The sequence below is a fragment of the Bradyrhizobium sp. 1200_D9_N1_1 genome (assembly GCF_052075915.1).
GTDB classification, from domain to species: domain Bacteria; phylum Pseudomonadota; class Alphaproteobacteria; order Rhizobiales; family Xanthobacteraceae; genus Bradyrhizobium; species Bradyrhizobium diazoefficiens.
Genome location: NZ_CP197226.1, coordinates 133,573 through 152,029 on the forward strand (window position 1 = coordinate 133,573; position 18,457 = coordinate 152,029).

Here is an 18,457-nt window from a genome sequence, read left to right on the forward strand (position 1 = left end):
TGTCATTCCGGGATGCGCCGTCAGGCGCAGACCCGGAATCCATCGAGCCGCAGGCCGAGAGGCGAAATGGATTCCGGGCTCGCGCCAAGTGGCGCGCCCCGGAATGACGAGAGGAGAGAGTCGCGCCTACGCCAGATGCCGCTTCATCTCCGGCCGCGCCTTGAGCTCCGCGCCCTGCCTGGTGACGATCTTCGCAATTCTTTCAGGCGCGAACTTCAAATCGACGAACGCCGGCGCGGTGTTGGCGACCTCGTGATAGCTCGCGATCCTGCCGCCCTTTAGCGTCATGACCGCGACACCTTCGAACATCGCACGCGCGCCGCTCGCTTCCGGCAAGGTCGAACGATAGCTGAAAGTGTAGCGCGCATAGAGCGTGGTGCCGTCGGTTACGGGATCATGCATGTCCCAGCGAAAGTCGGTCGCCGTGCGATAGAACCAGTCATCGATCATGGCGGCGATCTTCTCGCGGCCTGCGAACGCGCCGTAGAAGACATCGTGATAGACGCCGTCCTTGATGAAGAGATCGGCAAACGCGCGGCCGTTGCGCTGTTCGACAGCGTCGCAGAAGGCGCGCAGCATGGCGGTGGTGGTCATCGGCGCTTCTCCCATTCTCCGTCATGCCCCGCGCAGGCGGGGCATCCAGTACGCCGCGGCTTCTCGGTTCAAGCACAACGGCTGCTGGAATACTGGATTGCCCGCCCCAGTGCGCAATTGCGCACAAGGCGGGCAATGACAGCGACGACGACATGTCACCCGATCTCGGCCACCGCGGCAAGAATGCGCGCGATGTCCTGCGGGCGCGAGAGGCGGTGGTCGCCATCCTGGATCAGGGTCAGCACGACGTCGTCGGCCGGCAGACGGTGCGTCAGCGCGAACGCGTGCTGCCAGGGCACATCAGGGTCCTGTGCGCCTTGCAGGATGCGGACGGGACAGCCGAGATCGATGGCGCCGCCGAGCACGAGATGGTTGCGGCCCTCCTCGATCAGATTCCGCGTGATCGGATAGGGCGAGCCGTCGCCATACTCGGACGGCCGCAGCCAGACGCCCTTGGTCTCGATCTCCTTCTTCACCGCAGCCGGAAAATTCTTCCACATCAGCTCCTCGGTGAAGTCGGGCGCCGGCGCGATCAGCACGAGGCCGGCGAGCGACGCGCTCTCTTGCTGGTTCTCTTGCCGGTTCTCCTGGCGCTTCCTGATCTCGCGCGCGAGCAGCAGCGCCATCCAGCCGCCCATGGAGGAGCCGATCAGGATCTGCGGGCCGTCGCAGAACCGCTCGAACACCGCGACGCTCTCCTCCAGCCAGCGCCCGATGGTTCCGTCGGCGAAATCGCCGCCCGATTCGCCGTGGCCGGAATAGTCGAACCGGACCGCGGCGCGGCCGTGATCCCCAGCCCAGGCGTCCAGCGCCAGCGCCTTGCTGCCCTGCATGTCCGACTTGAACCCGCCGAGCCAGACGAGGCCGGGGCCCTTTCCGGCGCGGCGGCGCACCGCGATCCTGCGCGCGGACGCGCCCTCGCCCACATCGATGAAATCGAGCACGGTATCGGGAATTGCATCGGTCATGGAACGTTTACTCTGGCTGTGTGGTTTGAGCTGCCTGGGCGTGTTCCGTGGTGCCGCCGGACACCGGCATTGGCCCTTTGGGACGCTTGCGGAACAGAGGCAAGGTGTCTATGTCGGTCAGCGTGCCCGGGGGCGTGTCCAAAATGCCTCGCATTTGAGGGTTTTTCGCTTCGCGTACGCGACTTGCTTGCCGGCAAACGCATCTTCCTTCAAAATAGCCGCTTCTTTCACAACTTTGGAGAACCACCCATTCGCCGTCCTAATAAAGCTCCGCCCGCTGCCAGCAAAGACGGGCCGCGCATCAATGATGATATCCGCAATGCGCAGATCCAGCTGATCGATCAGACCGGTGACAACAAAGGCACGGTCGAGACCGTCGTCGCCATCAAGATGGCCCAGGAAGCTGGCATGGATCTGGTCGAGATTTCGCCGAATACCAGCCCTCCCGTCTGCAAGATCATGGACTACGGGAAGTACAAGTATTCCGCTCAGAAGAAAGCCGCCGAAGCCCGCAAGCGGCAGAAGACCGTCGAGATCAAGGAGATCAAGCTCCGCCCGATGATCGACGATCACGATTACGACGTGAAGATGCGCGCGATGCAGCGGTTCTTCGAAGAGGGCGACAAGGTCAAGATCACGCTGCGCTATCGCGGCCGTGAAATGGCGCACCAGGAGATCGGCACCAAGCTTCTGGACAAGATCAAGACCGACGTCGCCGAGCTCGCCAAGGTCGAGCAGGACGCGCGGTTCGAAGGCCGTCAGGTCGTCATGGTGCTGGCGCCGCGCTGACGCCAGTTATTTGGGATTGAGAGTTAACGGCCCGTCCGGATCTCCGGCGGGCCGTTTGTGTGTCAGCTTCGCGTCGCGTGCCAGGTGCCGCTGCACTGGTCGCCGGAAATGATGCCGCGCCACGAGCCGGCGCCGTTTACGCCGGCAAGCCGGCCGCCGCCGCTGGCATGGGACGCGCCGACGGAGACATAGACCGCCACCATGCCGGAGCGCTTGACCCTGCCCGAGACGCGGCCGCCGCCGGCTGACGAGACGCGGCCGCCGGTCACGGTGAAGGGGACGCTGTAGCCCGAGCTGCAATTGCCACGGGTGGTGGCGAAGGTGACGTTCCAGATGCCGTCATAGCCGCCGGCGCGGGCATCGGCGGTGGACGGCAGCGCAGCGGCGGCGAGCACGGCAAGCAGCGCCAGGCGGCGCGGGCGGGTAAATTGCGGGACAAATTGCGGGATTAATTGCGAGAAATGGGCCATTTTGGTCCTGCTCCAGGCGACACGGCTTGGACATGAGGATAGCAACTCCGGATAGTCGGCGGGCGGGTTTCGGCGGTTCATCGTTGCCAATCGGCTCCCGCTCTGGCATAAGCCCAGCCTTCATCGCCCGGCTGATTAAGGGCTGCCGTGGCGGTGTTTCGTGCGGGTTTCGCGCTTGTTCGTAGAAACCTGAGCACAATCAACGCTCTAACGAGCATTTTTGACGGCCAGCCGCCTTCGCGGGCGGATTTCTGTGGCCATTAGGAGAGCCAAATGCCCAAGCTGAAGACCAAATCGGGCGCTAAAAAGCGCTTCAAGGTGACTGCCACCGGCAAAGTGATGCACGCCCAGCGCGGCAAGCGTCACGGCATGATCAAGCGGACGAAGAAGCAGATCCGTCAGCTTCGCGGCACCCGCGTGCTGTTCAAGACCGACGGCGACAACGTCAAGAAGTACTTCTTGCCGAACGCCTGATCGCGTCCACGATCACTGCCACCTCAGCCGCGCCTTCCGCGGCGATCCGAAAACCAAGTCATCTCTGAAGGATTTTTGTCATGTCTCGCGTCAAACGCGGTGTGACCGCCCACGCCAAGCACAAGAAAGTCTACAAGGCCGCCAAGGGCTTCTACGGCCGCCGCAAGAACACCATCCGCGCCGCCAAGCCGGCCGTGGAGAAGGCCCAGCAGTACGCCTTCCGCGACCGCAAGCGCAAGAAGCGGACGTTCCGCGCGCTCTGGATCCAGCGTCTCAACGCCGCTGTGCGTCCATTCGGCCTGACCTACAGCCGATTTATCGACGGTCTCGCCAAGTCGGGCATCACCGTGGACCGCAAGGTGCTGTCGGATCTCGCGATCAACGAGCCCGCGTCGTTCCAGGCGATCGCCGAGAAGGCCAAGGCCGCGCTCGCGGCCTGAGGTCTCTCGCGCGCGGGCCTAACGATTCCTGACTAGCGGTTCTTGGGGCCCGCAGCCTGCAGCGCGCGTTGCGAGTAACGCTGGGCGACCTCCGCCCGGCAGAATGCTGCGAACGACAGATACATGGTGCCGGATTTATTCCGGTACTTTCGGTCGCAGACGCGCATCTCGCGTTGATAGGCCTGTTTCTGCGCAGCGTTGAGGCCGGGCATGAAATCCGCCTCGCATTTCTTCTCGACGGCGGCGCCGAGCTGGACATCGCCGCTCGCGGTCAACTGGCAATCCTGAAACACCTTCATCGCGCTTTCGCAGCCCTTCTGGGCGTTGATGGTGTCGACGACCTCGTCCAGCGTCATGGACTTCTCCATGCAGACCATGGCGCGTGCCGGGGTGCCGGCAATCGATAGAACGACGGCCAGAATGGCCAGGCAGGACCTTGAGAGCATCACGAAGTCTCCTCGTATCCCCCTTGGTGCCAGCGCCCCGCGCGAGGTTCAACCCAGCCGTTCTTCAGCCCGAAATGACCGGCTTTTCGCTTGACGTTACGGCCTTCCGGCGGCGACAACCCAGCCGAATTTAGCAGCAAGGATTTGACTGTGTCCGACCTCGCAACGCTCGAAACATCCATCCTCGATCAGGTCGCCGCCGCCGGCGACGAAGCCGCCCTCGAAGCGGTACGCGTCGCAGCCCTCGGCAAGAAGGGTTCGATTTCCGCGCTGCTTGCCACGCTCGGCAAGATGTCGCCGGACGACCGCAAGACGCAGGGCGCCGCGATCAACCAGGCCAAGGACAAGGTCACCGAGGCGCTCGCAGCAAGGCGCGACGTCTTGAAGTCGGCGGCGCTCGATGCGCGGCTCGCGTCCGAAACCATCGACGTGACGCTGCCGCTGCGCGAGGCGCCGACCGATGCCGGCCGCATCCATCCGCTGAGCCAGGTCTGGGACGAGCTGACGACGATCTTCGCCGACATGGGATTCTCAGTCGCCGAAGGTCCCGACATCGAGACCGACGACTACAACTTCACCAAGCTGAACTTCCCGGAAGGCCATCCCGCGCGCGAGATGCACGACACCTTCTTCTTCCATCCGAAGGAGGACGGCTCGCGCATGCTGCTGCGGACCCACACCTCGCCGGTGCAGGTGCGCACGATGCTGAGCCAGAAGCCGCCGATCCGCGTGATCTGCCCGGGCCGCACCTACCGCATCGATTCGGATGCGACCCACACGCCGCAATTCCACCAGGTCGAGGGGCTCGTCATCGACAAGCACTCGCATCTCGGCCACCTCAAATGGATCCTGCACGAGTTCTGCAAGGCGTTCTTCGAGGTCGACCACATCAACATGCGCTTCCGGCCGTCGTTCTTCCCGTTCACCGAGCCGTCGCTGGAAGTCGACATCCAGTGCCGCCGCGACAAGGGCGAGATCCGCTTCGGCGAGGGCGAGGACTGGCTGGAGATTCTCGGCTGCGGCATGGTGCACCCGAACGTGCTGCGCGCCTGCGGCATCGATCCCGACGAATACCAGGGCTTCGCCTGGGGCATGGGCATCGACCGCATCGCCATGCTGAAATACGGCATCGCCGATTTGCGCCAGCTGTTCGACAGCGACGTCCGCTGGCTGTCCCATTACGGCTTCAAGCCGCTCGAAGTGCCGACTCTCGCGGGAGGGCTGAGCTCGTGAAATTCACCCTCTCCTGGCTGAAGGATCATCTCGAGACCGACGAGCCGCTGGACAGGCTCGCCGAGAAGCTCACCATGATCGGGCTCGAGGTCGAGAACATCGAGGACAAGGCGAAGGCGCTGAAGCCTTTCACCATCGCGAGGGTGATCTCGGCCGAGCAGCATCCGAATGCGGATCGCCTGCGCGTCTGCATGGTGGACACCGGCGACGGTGGCGCGCCGGTGCAGGTCGTGTGCGGCGCGCCGAATGCGCGCGCGGGTCTCGTCAGCGTGTTCTCGGCCCCTGGCACCTACATTCCGGGCAAGGACATCACGCTGGGCGTCGGCACCATCCGCGGCGTCGAGAGCCGCGGCATGCTGTGCTCGGCGGCCGAGCTCCAGATCTCGAATGACCATGACGGCATCATGGAATTGCCGGCGGACGCGCCGATCGGCGCTGCTTACGCCGAATGGGCCGCGCTCGGCGATCCCGTGGTCGAGATCAATTTGACGCCGAACCGGCAGGACTGCACCGGCGTGCACGGCATCGCGCGCGACCTCGCCGCCGCCGACATGGGCAAGTTCAAGGACCCGACCATCAAGCCGGTCAAGGGCGAATTCCCTTGTCCCGTGAAGGTGACGGTCGAGGACGCCACGCTCTGTCCGGGCTTCGCGCTTCGCCTCGTGCGCGGCGTCAAGAACGGCCCGTCGCCGGAATGGCTGCAGAAGCGGCTGACGGCGATCGGGTTGCGTCCGATCAACGCGCTGGTCGACATCACCAACTTCATGACCTACGACCGCGCGCGCCCGCTGCACGTGTTCGACGCCAGGAAGGTGAAGGGCAATCTCGTGGTGCGCCGCGCCCGCGACGGCGAGACGCTGCTCGCGCTCGACGGCCGCACCTACAATCTCGATCCCGCGACCTGCGTGATCGCCGATGAGCACGGCGTCGAATCGCTCGCCGGCATCATGGGCGGCGAGGCCTCCGGCTGCGACGAGAACACCACCGATGTCTTGATCGAGTCCGCGCTGTGGAACGAGATCAACATCGCCCAGACCGGCCGCAAGCTCGGCATCAATTCCGATGCACGTTATCGCTTCGAGCGCGGCGTCGATCCGGCCTTCATGGTGCCGGGGCTGGAGCTCGCGACCAAGCTGGTGATGGAGATGTGCGGCGGCGCGCCGTCCGAGAACGTCGTGGTCGGCAAGGCCTTCGGCGATGACCGCGTGATCGATTTCCCGGTGACCGAGGTCAAGCGCCTGTCCGGCATCGAGGTGCCGCAGCCGGAGATGAAGCGCATCCTGACCCATCTCGGCTTCATGATGGCGGGCCCGGGTCCCGTGGTGAAGGTCGCGGTGCCCTCGTGGCGCACCGATGTGCACGGCAAGGCCGACATCGTCGAGGAGATCGTCCGCATCTACGGCGTCGACAAGGTGCCGATGACGCCGTTCGAGCGCGGCGATGATGCGCGCAAACCGGTGCTGACCCCGCTCCAGCTCCGCACCCGCCGCGCGCGGCGCGCGCTCGCGAGCCGTGGCATCATCGAGGCGGTGACGTGGTCGTTCATCACGAAGTCTGCGGCAAAACTGTTCGGCGGCGGCCAGCGCGAACTCGAAGTCGCCAACCCGATCGCATCTGATCTCTCCGACATGCGCCCGACTCTGCTGGCGGGCCTGATCGCGGCGGCGCAGGCCAATGCCGATCGCGGCTTCGGCGATGTCGCGCTGTTCGAGGTCGGCCAGGTGTTCAAGGGCGATCGCCCGCAGGATCAGTTCATGGCGGCGAGCGGCGTGCGCCGCGGCTTTGCCTCGTCCGAGGGTCTCGGACGGCACTGGTCGGGCTCGGTGCAGGCTGACCTGTTCGACGCCAAGGCCGATGCGCTGGCGGTGCTGGCCGCTGCCGGCGCGCCGATGCAGGCGCTCCAGATCGTGGCCGGTGGACCCGGCTGGCTGCATCCTGGGCGTTCCGGCACGATCCAGATCGGCCCGCAGAACGTGCTCGGCTATTTCGGCGAGATGCATCCGCGCGCGCTGGAAGCGCTCGGCGCCGACGGTCCGCTGATGGTGTTCGAGGTCATCCTCGACCGCGTCCCCGAGGCCAAGAAGAGGCCGACCCGCGCCAAGCCCTTGATCGAGCTGTCGGCCTTCCAGCCGGTGTCGCGCGACTTCGCCTTCATCGTCGACCGCACCGTGAAGGCCGGCGACATCGTGCGCGCCGCGCAAGGCGTCGACAAGAAGCTGATCACCGGCGTCAACGTGTTCGACGTCTACGAGGGCAAGGGCATCGATGACGGCAAGAAGTCGATCGCGATCGCGGTGACGATCCAGCCGCGCGAGAAGACCCTGACCGACCAGGAGATCGAGGCCGTCGCCGCGAAGGTCGTGGCGGAGGTGACGAAGAAGACCGGCGGCACGCTGAGAGCATGATGCCGAAAAGTGTGAAGCGGTTTTCGGACAACATCATGCTCCAGAAATAAAGCATGAGTCTCACGGACTTCCTCCCCAAGGACGTCAGCTTCACCATTGCGATGGCGCTCTGCGCCGTCGCTTTCGTCTCGGGTACCGCGCGCGGCTTCTCCGGCTTCGGCTCGGCGCTGATCTTCATGCCGCTGGCGAGCAGCTTCGCGGCGCCGCGGCTCGTTGCCGCCCTGCTGCTCGTGATCGATTTCGTCGCAGCGCTGCCGCTGCTGCCCGACGCGTGGCGCAAGGCCGACCGCAAGGCCACGGCCGTGATCGTGCTCGGCGCGCTGATCGGCGTGCCCATAGGCACCTATTTTCTCAGCGTGCTCGAGCCCGTCACCACGCGCTGGATCATCTCCAGCTTCGTCGCCGCGCTATTGCTGCTGCTGCTGTCGGGCTGGCGCTATCGCGGCGAGGACCACGCCTGGCTCTCGGTCGGCATCGGCGGCCTCTCGGGCTTCTGCAGCGGCCTCGCGCAGACCGGAGGGCCGCCGATCGTCGGCTACTGGCTCGGCCGCCCGATCGCATCGATCGTCGCGCGCGCCAACATCCTGCTGTTCTTCGGCGCGTCGGATTTCTTCTCGATGGTCAGTTACGCGACGACAGGCCTGATCAGCCGCGAATCGCTGATGCTCTCGCTCATCGTCGGTCCGGTCTACGCCATCGGCGTCGCATTCGGCGCCTCACTGTTCGGCCGCGCCAGCGAAAAAGTATTTCGCGGCATCTGCTACGTGCTGATCGCGATGGCGGTTGTTTTTGGGCTGCCGGCGCTGGATGGGATTTTGCGCTAACTCCCCAATGTCGTCCTGGCGAAAGCCAGGACCCATTACCCCGGTCAACGCTTGTAATGCGAGCGGGTCACTCCGAGTCTTCGCCAAACTACTTCTTGGGGTAATGGGTCCTGGATCTGCGCTCCGCTTCGCTGCGCTTGTCCAGGACGACAGCTGGATCAATTCCCCTACTGGCGCGGCGCCCGCCGCTTCTTCGTCGATTGCGTCGGCACATCGGCCGGCTCGTCCTTGAGCGCGCCGATCTTGCGCAGCGCTGCGTCCGCGGCGCGCTCGCCGCTTTCCCAGGCGCCGTCGACGGTGCCCCACAGCGTCTCGTGGGTGGCTTCGCCGGCGAGGAACAGATTGCCGATCGGCTCGGTCAGGATCTTTCGCGAGAGCTGACCGCCGGGCGAGGACGCCGACATCGCGCCCATCACGAAGGGCGAGGCATTCCAGCGCGTCGCGCTGGTCTTCTGCACGATGGCCGCGGCCTCGCTGCCGAACAGCTTTGCGATCCATTCCTTCGCGAAGGCCGCCATCGCCTTTTCGCCCTGCTCCGACAGATCGCGGCCGAACGAGCCGCCGACGTCGATCGAGCACAGCGAGGAGCCGCCGATATTGGCGAACAGCAGCGCGGTGCGCGTCGAATTGCTCTGCTCGATGAGGATGTCGTCGCGCGCAAGACCAAGCGGATTGCCCGGCAGCTGCAGCACGATGTGGTCGTAGCTGCCGAGGCTGAGCTTTGACGCCGCGTCCAACGTGCGCTTGGGAATATCGGGTGCGAACTTGATCGCGCCCGCGGTCAGCACGTTGGTCGAGACCGTGACGATGGCGGCACGCGCGGCGATCTTGCCTCCCTGCGTCTCCACACTGACGTCGCGATTGCTCCAGCTGATGCGGCTTGCCGGCGTCGACAGCGCGACCGGCGCCTGCTCGCCGAGCTTCGTGATGAGCGTACCCAGGCCCTGACGGCAGGCGATCGCGGCATTGCGGTCCTGCGCGCGCGCCTTGTCGATCGCAGAAAGCTCCTTCAGGTCCTTGCCGGCAAAGCTCGCGCCCAGCATGAACTCGGCCGCACCCGCCCAGTCGCCGAGATCCTTCGGCAGCACGGAGGCGCAGGAGGTATCGAGCTTGCCACGCGCGGCCTCGTCGATGGCGCGGTTGGCGCGCACCAGCGCCGCCAGGAATTCCTCGGTCTCGCCGGCGCGCGCGTTGCGGCGGCCGATGCGCATCTTCTGGCCCGATGGCGCCGGCAGCACGTCGAGGCCCGCGCTGCGCGCCAGCCGGATCATCGGATTGGTCTCGGGATTATGCATCCAGCGCGCACCGCGATCGAACGGTACGTCGAAGGTCGTGGTATCGGTGATGCAGCGGCCGCCGATCTGCGATGCCGCCTCGACCACCACGACCTTGCGATTGGCCGCCATGATGCGCCGCGCTGCGGCAATTCCGGCGGCCCCCGCGCCGATCACGACGATGTCAGCCTCGCGCGGCAGGGGTGCGGCGGTTGCGCGCAGGACCGGCATCGCGGCAAAGGCCGCCGACGCCGAAAGGAAACCGCGGCGCGTGATTGTCATGTCATGGTTTCCGGAGACTTGCGGCAAACGGGAACAGCCAGCGAACCTTGCCGTATCTCATGTTGCACGGCAACCATCATGGTGAATCAATCGTGCTTGATCTCACAGAGTGATGAACCGAATTGCAACACGTTTCGACCATGATAGAGAAGGGAAAAAAGGCGGCCGGAAAAGGCCGCGGGGGAGCTCGACATGGGGACGGTCCTAGATTCAGTCGGCAAGCTGATTGCCGCGTACCTCTCGAAGGAGGTGCCGGGCTATGAGCCGTTCACGCCGAGCGACCCCGAGCACCTGCGCGGCGTCATCGAGCCCGGCGACGTGCTGCTGGTCGAGGGCAACAACCGCATCTCCGGCATCATCAAATACCTGACGCAGTCGACCTGGTCGCATGCCGCGCTCTATGTCGGCCCGATCGAGGGTGCGGAAGAGCCTAGCGGCGAGCCGCATGTGCTGATCGAGGCCAATATCGGCGAAGGCGTCACCTCGGCGCCGCTGTCGAAATACTTCCCCTATCACACCCGGGTCTGCCGCCCGGTCGGGCTGTCCCATGAGGACCGCACCACGGTCTGCCGCTATGCGATCAACCGCATCGGCTTCGGCTACGACACCAAGAACATCGTCGACCTGATGCGCTTCCTGTTTCCGCTGCCGATACCGCAGCGCTGGCGGCGCCGCATGATCGCGATCGGCTCGGGCGATCCGACCAAGATCATCTGCTCGGCGCTGATCGCGCAGGCGTTCGACGCCGTGCGCTATCCGATCCTGCCCAAGATCACCAAGGCCGGCAGCCGCGCCGCCCGCCGCGAGATCCTGCACATCCGCGATTCCTCGCTCTACATGCCCCGCGACTTCGACATCTCGCCCTATTTCGAAGTCGTCAAACCCACCATCGTGCACGGGTTCGACTACACCACCCTGCACTGGGCCGACAAGCAGAAGCCGCTCGAGGAGGTAGCGGGCACATTCAGTGTGTTTCCAGAAACGATCAGTGCGCCGCCGCTCGTTCCTGAAGCGGCTGACGAAGAGGCGCCGGATGAGATTCCGGCTGAGCAAGTAAGCGCGCAGCCCGCGGAGATGGTCGAATGTGCCGCCGCCGCGGCGCATGTCTCGCTGCTGAAGAAGCTGGCGATGTACCGCCCGCGGCGCCGCAGACGGGCGCGCGAGATCGCGGCTTAACTCCGCCGTCGTCCCGGCGAAGCCCGGGACCCATTACCCCAGGGAGAAGTTTGGCGACGACTCGTCGTTCGGTACCGCTGCCGACCGCGATCGATAGATTCCGCGGTGTGGGTCCTGGCTTTCGCCAGGACGACGTTGGGGAGATACCGTGCCCCTCACAATGACGGGCGAATACGAAACTACCTTTCCGCCCGTCCGATCACCGCCATCAGCTCCGCGATCTTGGCGCGCTGGTCGGCCTTGTCGCCGCTCGTGATGGCGTGCTCGACGCAATGGGCGACGTGGTCCTTCAGGACCTCCTCCTCGACCCGGCGCAGCGCGGCGCGCACCGCCGAGATCTGCGTCACGATGTCGATGCAGTAGCGGTCTTCCTCTACCATTTTCGACAGGCCGCGAACCTGGCCCTCGATCCGGCCGAGACGTTTTCCGACAGATGTCTTGATGTCCTTGCGCATGCCGTCTATATACCCCTACCGGGTATGGGTTGCAAGACCTACATCGAGACCTGGCACAAAGCCGGAGCATGGAAATGAGCGACGCCGAGCACAAGCATCATCACGACGCGGACGGTCACACCGGATGCGGCTGTTCGAGCAAGGCGGCGACGCCGCCGAACGAAAAGCCTGCGGCAGCTTCATGCTGCGGCGGACACGGCGATCATGCCGGCCACGCCCATCATCATGCCCATGACCAAGGCAACGCCGCGACGAAAGTCCTCGACCCCGTCTGCGGCATGACGGTCGACCCCGCGACCTCGAAGCACCGGTTCGACCATCACGGCGAGACCTTCCATTTCTGCTCGGCCGGATGCCGCACCAAATTCGCCGCCGATCCCGCAAAATACCTCGCCAAGGAGAAGGCGAGCGAGCCGGAGATGCCGGCGGGCACGATCTACACCTGCCCGATGCACCCGCAGATCCGCCAGGTCGGACCCGGCAGCTGCCCGATCTGCGGCATGGCGCTGGAGCCGGAGGTCGCGAGCCTGGAGGCCGGCCCCAATCCCGAACTCGCCGACATGACGCGGCGGTTCTGGATCGGCGGCGTGCTGGCGCTGCCGGCCGTGGTGCTGGAGATGGGCGGCCATCTCGCCGGCCCGCACAACTGGATCGACCAGACGCTCTCGAACTGGATCCAGCTCGTCTTCGCCACGCCCGTGGTGCTGTGGGCCGGCTGGCCGTTCTTCGTCCGCGGCTGGCAGTCGCTGGTCACCCGCAACCTCAACATGTTCACGCTGATCGCGATGGGCACCGGCGTCGCTTACATTTACAGCGTCCTCGGCACGGTCGTGCCGCAGATCTTCCCGGACACCTTCCGCAGCCATGGCGGCGCGGTGGCCATCTATTTCGAGGCGGCTGCCGTCATCACCGTGCTGGTGCTGCTCGGCCAGGTGCTGGAGCTGCGCGCCCGCGATGCGACGTCGGGCGCGATCAAGGCGCTGTTGCAGCTCGCCCCGAAGACCGCGCGCCGCGTCGAGGCTGACGGCAGCGAGCACGAGGTCGAGATCGATACGCTCCATGCCGGCGAGCATTTGCGCGTTCGCCCCGGCGAGAAGGTGCCGGTCGACGGCGTCATCCTGGAGGGGCGTTCCTCGCTCGACGAGTCGCTTGTGACCGGCGAATCCATGCCGGTCACCAAGGAAACCGGTGCAAAAGTCATCGCCGGCACGCTCAACCAGTCCGGCAGCTTCATCATGCGCGCCGACAAGGTCGGGCGGGAGACGCTGCTGTCGCAGATCGTGCAGATGGTCGCCGATGCGCAGCGCTCGCGCGCGCCGATCCAGCGCCTGGCCGATCAGGTCGCCGGCTGGTTCGTGCCGGCCGTCATCGTCGTCGCCCTCGCCGCCTTCGCGGCCTGGGCCTGGTTCGGGCCGGAGCCGCGGCTGGCCTTCGGGCTGGTCGCCGCCGTCAGCGTGCTGATCATCGCCTGCCCCTGTGCGCTGGGGCTCGCGACCCCGATGTCGATCATGGTCGGCGTCGGCCGCGGCGCGCAGGCCGGCGTCCTGATCAAGAACGCGGAATCGCTGGAGCGGATGGAGAAGATCGACACGCTGGTGGTCGACAAGACCGGCACGCTGACCGAGGGCAAGCCCAAGGTCGTCGCGATCGTGCCGGCTTCCGGCTTTGCCGACGACGACATTCTCCGCTGGGCGGCCAGCGTCGAGCGCGCCAGCGAACATCCGCTGGCCGACGCTATCGTGCGCGCGGCCAAGGAGAAGCAGCTCACACTCGGCCAGGTCGAGGCGTTCGATTCGCCGACAGGCAAGGGCGCGACGGGCAAGGTCGACGGCAAGACCATCGTGCTCGGCAACGCACGATACCTGTCGTCGATCGGGATCGACACCAAGGCCCTCGACACCGAGGCCGAACGGCTGCGCGGCGATGGCGCGACGGTGATCAACATGGCCGTCGACGGCCGGCTCGCCGGCCTGTTTGCGATCGCCGATCCGGTCAAGGCCTCGACGCCGGAGGCGCTGAAGGCCCTCGCCGCCGAGGGCATCAAGGTGATCATGCTGACCGGTGACAACCGCACCACGGCGCAAGCGGTGGCGCGCCGGCTCGGCATCGCCGAGGTCGAAGCCGAGGTGCTGCCGGACCAGAAGAGCGCGGTGGTGACAAAGCTGCAAAAGGCCGGCCGCAGCGTCGCGATGGCCGGCGACGGCGTCAACGACGCCCCGGCACTAGCGGCCGCCGAAGTCGGCATCGCCATGGGCACCGGCACCGATGTGGCAATGGAGAGCGCCGGCGTGACCCTGCTCAAAGGCGATCTCACCGGCATCGTGCGAGCGCGAAAACTGTCTCAGGCGACGATGAGCAACATCCGCCAGAACCTGTTCTTCGCCTTCATCTACAACGCCGCCGGCATTCCGATCGCGGCCGGCATCCTCTATCCGAACTTCGGCGTCCTGCTGTCGCCGATCATCGCCGCGGCGGCGATGGCGCTGTCCTCGGTGAGCGTCGTCGGCAATGCGCTGCGGCTTCGTGCGACCCGGCTGTGAGGGCGTACTCCCTCTCCCCGTTCTTACGGGGCCGCGACGAGCTTCGCTCGCGCTGAGAGGGTTGGGGTGAGGGGCTGCTACCACGCAGCCGGCAAGAGACGGACTCGCGGAGAGTCCCCCTCACCCGGAATTCAAGCTAGGCTTGAATTCCGACCTCTCCCCGCAAGCGGGGCGAGGTAAGAGGAGCGATACGCGCGGAGAGGACCTGATGCAGCGAATTACGATCACGATCGAGGACGATCTGCTGGCGGAGATCGACGCCGCGGCGGCGGCGCGCGGCTACCAGAACCGCTCCGAGATCATCCGCGACCTCGCGCGGGCCGGCCTGCAACAGACCTCAGAGGACACGGCGCAGACCGGCCCCTGCGTCGCCGGTCTCGTCTATGTCTACGACCACGCCGCCCGCGATCTCTCGAAACGCCTGGTGCAGGAATTCCACGGCCACCACGACCTCGCGCTGGCGACGCTGCACGTCCATCTCGACGACAACAATTGCATGGAGATGACGGCACTGCGCGGCGCGGCCGACGAGGTCAGGCATTTCGCCGACCACATCATCGCCGAACGCGGCGTGCGCTATGGGCGCGTGGTGATGATTCCGACGGGCGAAGGCAAGCCGGCGAAGGCGCGGAAGCACGGGCACAGGCATGAGTAAGTCCGTCGCATAGACGGTGCGTCTCCCTCTCCCCTTGTGGGAGAGGGTGGCTCGCCGCGAAGCGGCGAGACGGGGAGGGGTATGTCTCAGCGACTACTCCTCTTCGAGCTCGCGGAGACAAACCCCTCATCCGGCGCTTCGCGCCACCTTCTCCCACAAGGGGAGAAGGAAAAAAAGCTCACGCCGCTTTCGCCACCGTCCCGCACGGCAGGCCCGCCCGCGCGACGCCGCCATACAGCGTTTCGTTCGGCATCTCGTCGCGCAAGATCCTGCGCACACCGACCAGCTTCTCCAGGTCGATCCCCGTCGCAAATCCCTTGCTCTCGCACAGGAACACGAGATCCTCGAACACGACATTGCCGGTCGCGCCGGGCGCGAAGGGGCAGCCGCCGAGGCCGCCGAGCGATCCGTCGAGAATGCGCACGCCCTCGTCCAGTGCAGCCGCGGCGTTGGCGATGCCCATGCCGCGGGTGTCGTGGAGGTGGATGCAGATCGGCTTTTGTCCTGCGAGCTTGACCGCGGCGCGCGACAGCTCGGCGACCTGCTTCGGGCCCGCGTAGCCGACGGTGTCGGCGATCGCGACGAAATCGACGCCGGCCTCAAGGCATTTGTCGACCAGCCGCAAGACCTCGGCCGGATCAACCGCGCCGGTGATCGAGCAGCCCAGCGCCATCGAGATCGCGGCATTCACGAGCGGCTTGTGGGAGCTGGCGTCGCGCATCTCGCAGAGCCGCCTGACATTGGCGATCGCGGAGTCGCGCGAGCGATGGGCGTTGGCCTGGCTGTGCTCTTCCGTGGCCGAGACCACCGACGCGATTTCGCCAACACCGGATTCGAGGGCTTCGTTGACGCCGCGCTCGTTGAGTGCAAGCGCGATTCCATGAGCGCCCGGCAGGTTCGCGACCGCCCCGATGACATCGCGCACGTCGACGAATTGCGGGAAGGTCTTGGCCGGCAGGAACGATCCGACCTCGAAGTGCCGCACGCCGGCGGCATATTCCTCGCGTACCCAGCGCTGCTTGGCCTCGGTTGACGGAAATTTCTTCACGAGCTGGAGCCCGTCGCGCAGGCCCACCTCGCGCAGGCTGACGCGATCTGAGGGGTAAATCGTCTCGATCCGGCTCATGCAGGCCTCCCAGCGGCTTTTGACGCGATGTCATCCTTGTCGATCTCGGCACGAACCGCCGATGTGTCGGCGCCGAGCGGTGCGACCTTCAGGCCTTCACCGAGATGGCTGCCGTTCCACTCGACCGGCAGAGCCGGCACATGGAACGGCTTACCGTCGGCCGTGAAATTGCTGACGAGCCCGCCCGGGCGCAGCACATGGGGATCGGTGAGGAGATCCTCGGGCCGGTTGATCGGCGAAAAGCAGATGTTGAGCGCGTCGAGCTTCTGCGACAGCTCTGCCACGTTCCGCTGCCGGATGATCTCGGCGACGCGCGGAAGGATTCGCGGCCGCGCCAGGATACGGTCGGTCGTGGTGCGCAAGGCGGGATCTTCGAGAAACTCGGTCAGGCCGAACTCCCGGCAGAAGCTTTGCCAGTGCCCCTCGGTCACGACGCCGATGAAAATGCGCTCGCCGTCCGCGGCATCGAAAATGTCGTAGATTGGCCAGGCGTGCTCGCGCTCGGGCATCGAACGCGGCTTGTTGCCGGTCATCTCGTATTCGACCATGTGCTGGGCGACCAGGAACAGGCAGTTCTCGAACAGGCCGATGCGAATGTCGGCGCCGTCGCGCTTGCCTCCGCGCTTCTGATAGAGCGCGGCGAGAATCGCGATCACGCCGAACATGCCGCCCATGATGTCGTTGGCGGAGGAGCCGACGCGCTGCGGCTTCTCCTTGGTGCCGGTCATGGCCGCGAGCCCCGACATCATCTGCACGACCTCGTCGAGCGCGGGGCGATGCTCGTAGGGGCCGGACAGAAAGCCCTTGTGGCCGGCGATGATCAGATGCGGATGCCGGCGGCGCAATTCCTCGGCACCTAACCCCTGCTTCTCCAGCTGGCCATCGCGAAAGTTTTCCAGGAACACATCGGCCGTCGCGAGCAGACGGTGCATGCTGTCGCGATCCCCAGGCTTCTCGAAATCCAGCACGACGCTGCGCTTGCCGCGATTGAACAGCGGGAAGAACGCCGTTCCCATGCCGCCAAGGCTCCGCGTCTTGTCGCCGGACGGCGGCTCGACCTTGATCACCTCGGCACCGAGCTGCGCGAGGATCATGCCGCAGGTCGGACCCATGACCATGTGGGTCATCTCGACGATCCGCACGCCTTCGAGCGGCAATCCGGCCTCAGTCATGCGTCACTCCCTGTTCGTCCAACCGGGAGACTAGGCCTTCACAAGCCTTCTGAAAAATATAATCTGTCGAAGATTGCCTTCGCAGTTCTAGAACGCTTGATCGCCCATGGATTCACGCCAGCTCCGCTATTTCATCGCCGTCTACGAGCAGCGGAACCTGTCGCGCGCGGCCGACCAGGTGAACGTCGCGCAGTCCGCGCTCAGCCATCATATCTCGAACCTGGAGGCCGAGTTCGCAACGCCGCTGTTCGAGCGCAAGTCGCGCGGCATGGAACCGACGGCGGCCGGCGAAAGGCTCTATGAGCACGCACGCATCATCCTGCGCGCGATGGCGGAGGCCGAGACCGAGGTGCGCGAGGGCGCCCGCGTCATCGCCGGCGAGATCTCGATCGGCATGGCCAATTCCGGCGTCAAGGCGATCGGTGTCGAACTGATGCGCACGGTGCTGACCAAATATCCGAAGCTCAAATTGTCGCTCACCGAGAGCCTGTCGGGCGCGACGCTGATGCACCTGATGGTCTCCAATGTCGATCTGGCGCTGGTCTACAATCCGCCGTCGGAGAAGGAGCTGATTACGGAGCCCGTGCTCGAAGAGGAGATGTTCCTGGTCGGCATTCCAAAACTGGTCGGCAAGGGCAAGGCCCCGATCCGGTTCGAGGAGCTGAGCCGGATGCCGCTGATCCTGCTTCGCTACGGTCTTGGCCTGTCCTCGCGCGCGCTGCTGGACGATCCCGTCCTGCTCAAGCGGCTGGAGGGCGGCGCCATCCTGCACGCCAACTCGATCACCGGCATGACCGGCGCGCTGGTGGAAGGGCTCGGCTGCACCATCGCGACAAAGCTGTTCGCGCGGGAGGAGCTCGCGGCCGGCCGGCTGATCGCACGCAAGGTGATCGAGCCGAAGCTGACCCGCACGCTCTACCTCTGCCGGCTTCGCAACCGCCCGATGACCTACGCCATGGAAGAGATGCGTCGCCTGATGCTCGCATTGATCGCCGAGCAGGTGCGCAGCGGTGGCTGGCAGGCGGAGCTGGTGGGGTGAGCAACGGTGCGCTCCCTCTCCCGCTTGCGGGAGAGGGTTGGGGTGAGGGTATCTCCGCATCGGAATTGTCCCGTTGCGGAGAGAACCCTCACCCG

At 65.6% G+C, this 18,457-nt stretch carries 18 protein-coding genes; 10 read left to right on the forward strand and 8 right to left on the reverse strand.

Annotated elements, in window-relative coordinates; genetic code table 11:
* Positions 1-126 precede the first annotated feature (126 nt).
* Complete coding sequence (locus AB5K84_RS00600) at positions 127-594, reverse strand: nuclear transport factor 2 family protein (RefSeq protein ID WP_038965148.1); 468 nt, start codon at positions 592-594, stop codon at positions 127-129.
* A 155-nt stretch (positions 595-749) separates the two neighbouring features.
* Complete coding sequence (locus AB5K84_RS00605; protein WP_011083536.1) at positions 750-1,562, reverse strand: alpha/beta hydrolase; 813 nt, start codon at positions 1,560-1,562, stop codon at positions 750-752.
* A 249-nt stretch (positions 1,563-1,811) separates the two neighbouring features.
* Here AB5K84_RS00605 and infC point away from each other — a divergent pair, with 249 nt between their 5' ends.
* Complete coding sequence (gene infC, locus AB5K84_RS00610) at positions 1,812-2,351, forward strand: translation initiation factor IF-3 (protein ID WP_011083535.1); 540 nt, start codon at positions 1,812-1,814, stop codon at positions 2,349-2,351.
* Between the two features lie 62 nt (positions 2,352-2,413).
* Here the strand turns inward: infC and AB5K84_RS00615 are convergent, their stop codons facing one another.
* Positions 2,414-2,821 carry a hypothetical protein gene (locus tag AB5K84_RS00615; protein WP_028172475.1) on the reverse strand — a complete coding sequence of 136 codons (408 nt, stop codon included), beginning with the start codon at positions 2,819-2,821 and terminating at the stop codon, positions 2,414-2,416.
* Between the two features lie 273 nt (positions 2,822-3,094).
* Between AB5K84_RS00615 and rpmI the strand changes: the two genes are divergently transcribed.
* The gene (gene rpmI / locus AB5K84_RS00620) at positions 3,095-3,295 is read left to right on the forward strand and encodes a 50S ribosomal protein L35 (protein ID WP_008539890.1); all 201 of its coding nucleotides are present in this window, start codon (positions 3,095-3,097) and stop codon (positions 3,293-3,295) included.
* Positions 3,296-3,375: 80 nt separating this feature from the next.
* A complete protein-coding gene (gene rplT / locus AB5K84_RS00625; protein ID WP_011083533.1) occupies positions 3,376-3,735 on the forward strand; it encodes a 50S ribosomal protein L20 in 360 nt (119 codons plus the stop codon).
* Positions 3,736-3,767: 32 nt separating this feature from the next.
* On the opposite strand, the gene AB5K84_RS00630 is transcribed toward rplT, so the two are convergent.
* Positions 3,768-4,181, reverse strand: a complete 414-nt coding sequence (locus AB5K84_RS00630; RefSeq protein WP_038965146.1) for a hypothetical protein — start codon at positions 4,179-4,181, stop codon at positions 3,768-3,770.
* 150 nt (positions 4,182-4,331) lie between these two features.
* Here AB5K84_RS00630 and pheS point away from each other — a divergent pair, with 150 nt between their 5' ends.
* The 3 genes from pheS to AB5K84_RS00645 are packed head-to-tail and all read left to right on the forward strand — an operon-like array spanning position 4,332 to position 8,643.
* A complete protein-coding gene (gene pheS, locus AB5K84_RS00635) occupies positions 4,332-5,414 on the forward strand; it encodes a phenylalanine--tRNA ligase subunit alpha (protein WP_011083532.1) in 1,083 nt (360 codons plus the stop codon).
* A complete protein-coding gene (gene pheT, locus AB5K84_RS00640; RefSeq protein ID WP_011083531.1) occupies positions 5,411-7,819 on the forward strand; it encodes a phenylalanine--tRNA ligase subunit beta in 2,409 nt (802 codons plus the stop codon). Before pheS ends, pheT begins: the two co-directional genes overlap by 4 nt.
* Positions 7,820-7,872: 53 nt before the next feature.
* Positions 7,873-8,643 (forward strand): sulfite exporter TauE/SafE family protein, encoded by a 771-nt coding sequence (locus AB5K84_RS00645; protein ID WP_011083530.1) that lies wholly within the window; start codon positions 7,873-7,875, stop codon positions 8,641-8,643.
* A 167-nt stretch (positions 8,644-8,810) separates the two neighbouring features.
* Here the strand turns inward: AB5K84_RS00645 and AB5K84_RS00650 are convergent, their stop codons facing one another.
* Complete coding sequence (locus AB5K84_RS00650; protein ID WP_011083529.1) at positions 8,811-10,199, reverse strand: flavin monoamine oxidase family protein; 1,389 nt, start codon at positions 10,197-10,199, stop codon at positions 8,811-8,813.
* Positions 10,200-10,391: 192 nt separating this feature from the next.
* Here AB5K84_RS00650 and AB5K84_RS00655 point away from each other — a divergent pair, with 192 nt between their 5' ends.
* Complete coding sequence (locus AB5K84_RS00655; RefSeq protein ID WP_011083528.1) at positions 10,392-11,375, forward strand: YiiX/YebB-like N1pC/P60 family cysteine hydrolase; 984 nt, start codon at positions 10,392-10,394, stop codon at positions 11,373-11,375.
* Positions 11,376-11,554: 179 nt separating this feature from the next.
* On the opposite strand, the gene AB5K84_RS00660 is transcribed toward AB5K84_RS00655, so the two are convergent.
* The gene (locus AB5K84_RS00660) at positions 11,555-11,830 is read right to left on the reverse strand and encodes a metal-sensitive transcriptional regulator (protein WP_011083527.1); all 276 of its coding nucleotides are present in this window, start codon (positions 11,828-11,830) and stop codon (positions 11,555-11,557) included.
* 74 nt (positions 11,831-11,904) lie between these two features.
* On the opposite strand from AB5K84_RS00660, the gene AB5K84_RS00665 reads away from it, so the two are divergent.
* The gene (locus tag AB5K84_RS00665; protein WP_063921601.1) at positions 11,905-14,370 is read left to right on the forward strand and encodes a heavy metal translocating P-type ATPase; all 2,466 of its coding nucleotides are present in this window, start codon (positions 11,905-11,907) and stop codon (positions 14,368-14,370) included.
* A gap of 208 nt (positions 14,371-14,578) precedes the next feature.
* Positions 14,579-15,025: a nickel-responsive transcriptional regulator NikR gene (gene nikR / locus AB5K84_RS00670; RefSeq protein WP_011083525.1), complete on the forward strand. Its 447-nt coding sequence runs from the start codon at positions 14,579-14,581 to the stop codon at positions 15,023-15,025.
* Between the two features lie 178 nt (positions 15,026-15,203).
* Here the strand turns inward: nikR and AB5K84_RS00675 are convergent, their stop codons facing one another.
* Together AB5K84_RS00675 and AB5K84_RS00680 are read right to left on the reverse strand one after the other, a co-directional pair.
* Complete coding sequence (locus tag AB5K84_RS00675) at positions 15,204-16,151, reverse strand: hydroxymethylglutaryl-CoA lyase (protein WP_011083524.1); 948 nt, start codon at positions 16,149-16,151, stop codon at positions 15,204-15,206.
* Positions 16,148-17,323 carry a CoA transferase gene (locus tag AB5K84_RS00680; RefSeq protein WP_011083523.1) on the reverse strand — a complete coding sequence of 392 codons (1,176 nt, stop codon included), beginning with the start codon at positions 17,321-17,323 and terminating at the stop codon, positions 16,148-16,150. Before AB5K84_RS00680 ends, AB5K84_RS00675 begins: the two co-directional genes overlap by 4 nt.
* A 106-nt stretch (positions 17,324-17,429) precedes the next feature.
* On the opposite strand from AB5K84_RS00680, the gene AB5K84_RS00685 reads away from it, so the two are divergent.
* The gene (locus AB5K84_RS00685; protein WP_038965139.1) at positions 17,430-18,362 is read left to right on the forward strand and encodes a LysR family transcriptional regulator; all 933 of its coding nucleotides are present in this window, start codon (positions 17,430-17,432) and stop codon (positions 18,360-18,362) included.
* Positions 18,363-18,457 lie beyond the last annotated feature (95 nt).

Bases quoted from the DNA above. Each gene is read 5' to 3' on its own strand.
- rplT (WP_011083533.1), top strand. From the start codon at position 3,376: ATGTCTCGCGTCAAACGCGGTGTGACCGCCCACGCCAAGCACAAGAAA.
- AB5K84_RS00650 (WP_011083529.1), bottom strand. From the start codon at position 10,199: ATGACAATCACGCGCCGCGGTTTCCTTTCGGCGTCGGCGGCCTTTGCC.
- AB5K84_RS00680 (WP_011083523.1), bottom strand. From the start codon at position 17,323: ATGACTGAGGCCGGATTGCCGCTCGAAGGCGTGCGGATCGTCGAGATG.
- AB5K84_RS00615 (WP_028172475.1), bottom strand. From the start codon at position 2,821: ATGGCCCATTTCTCGCAATTAATCCCGCAATTTGTCCCGCAATTTACC.
- AB5K84_RS00675 (WP_011083524.1), bottom strand. From the start codon at position 16,151: ATGAGCCGGATCGAGACGATTTACCCCTCAGATCGCGTCAGCCTGCGC.
- AB5K84_RS00665 (WP_063921601.1), top strand. From the start codon at position 11,905: ATGAGCGACGCCGAGCACAAGCATCATCACGACGCGGACGGTCACACC.
- AB5K84_RS00660 (WP_011083527.1), bottom strand. From the start codon at position 11,830: ATGCGCAAGGACATCAAGACATCTGTCGGAAAACGTCTCGGCCGGATC.
- rpmI (WP_008539890.1), top strand. From the start codon at position 3,095: ATGCCCAAGCTGAAGACCAAATCGGGCGCTAAAAAGCGCTTCAAGGTG.
- AB5K84_RS00645 (WP_011083530.1), top strand. From the start codon at position 7,873: ATGAGTCTCACGGACTTCCTCCCCAAGGACGTCAGCTTCACCATTGCG.
- AB5K84_RS00685 (WP_038965139.1), top strand. From the start codon at position 17,430: ATGGATTCACGCCAGCTCCGCTATTTCATCGCCGTCTACGAGCAGCGG.
- AB5K84_RS00655 (WP_011083528.1), top strand. From the start codon at position 10,392: ATGGGGACGGTCCTAGATTCAGTCGGCAAGCTGATTGCCGCGTACCTC.
- AB5K84_RS00600 (WP_038965148.1), bottom strand. From the start codon at position 594: ATGACCACCACCGCCATGCTGCGCGCCTTCTGCGACGCTGTCGAACAG.
- nikR (WP_011083525.1), top strand. From the start codon at position 14,579: ATGCAGCGAATTACGATCACGATCGAGGACGATCTGCTGGCGGAGATC.
- AB5K84_RS00605 (WP_011083536.1), bottom strand. From the start codon at position 1,562: ATGACCGATGCAATTCCCGATACCGTGCTCGATTTCATCGATGTGGGC.
- AB5K84_RS00630 (WP_038965146.1), bottom strand. From the start codon at position 4,181: ATGCTCTCAAGGTCCTGCCTGGCCATTCTGGCCGTCGTTCTATCGATT.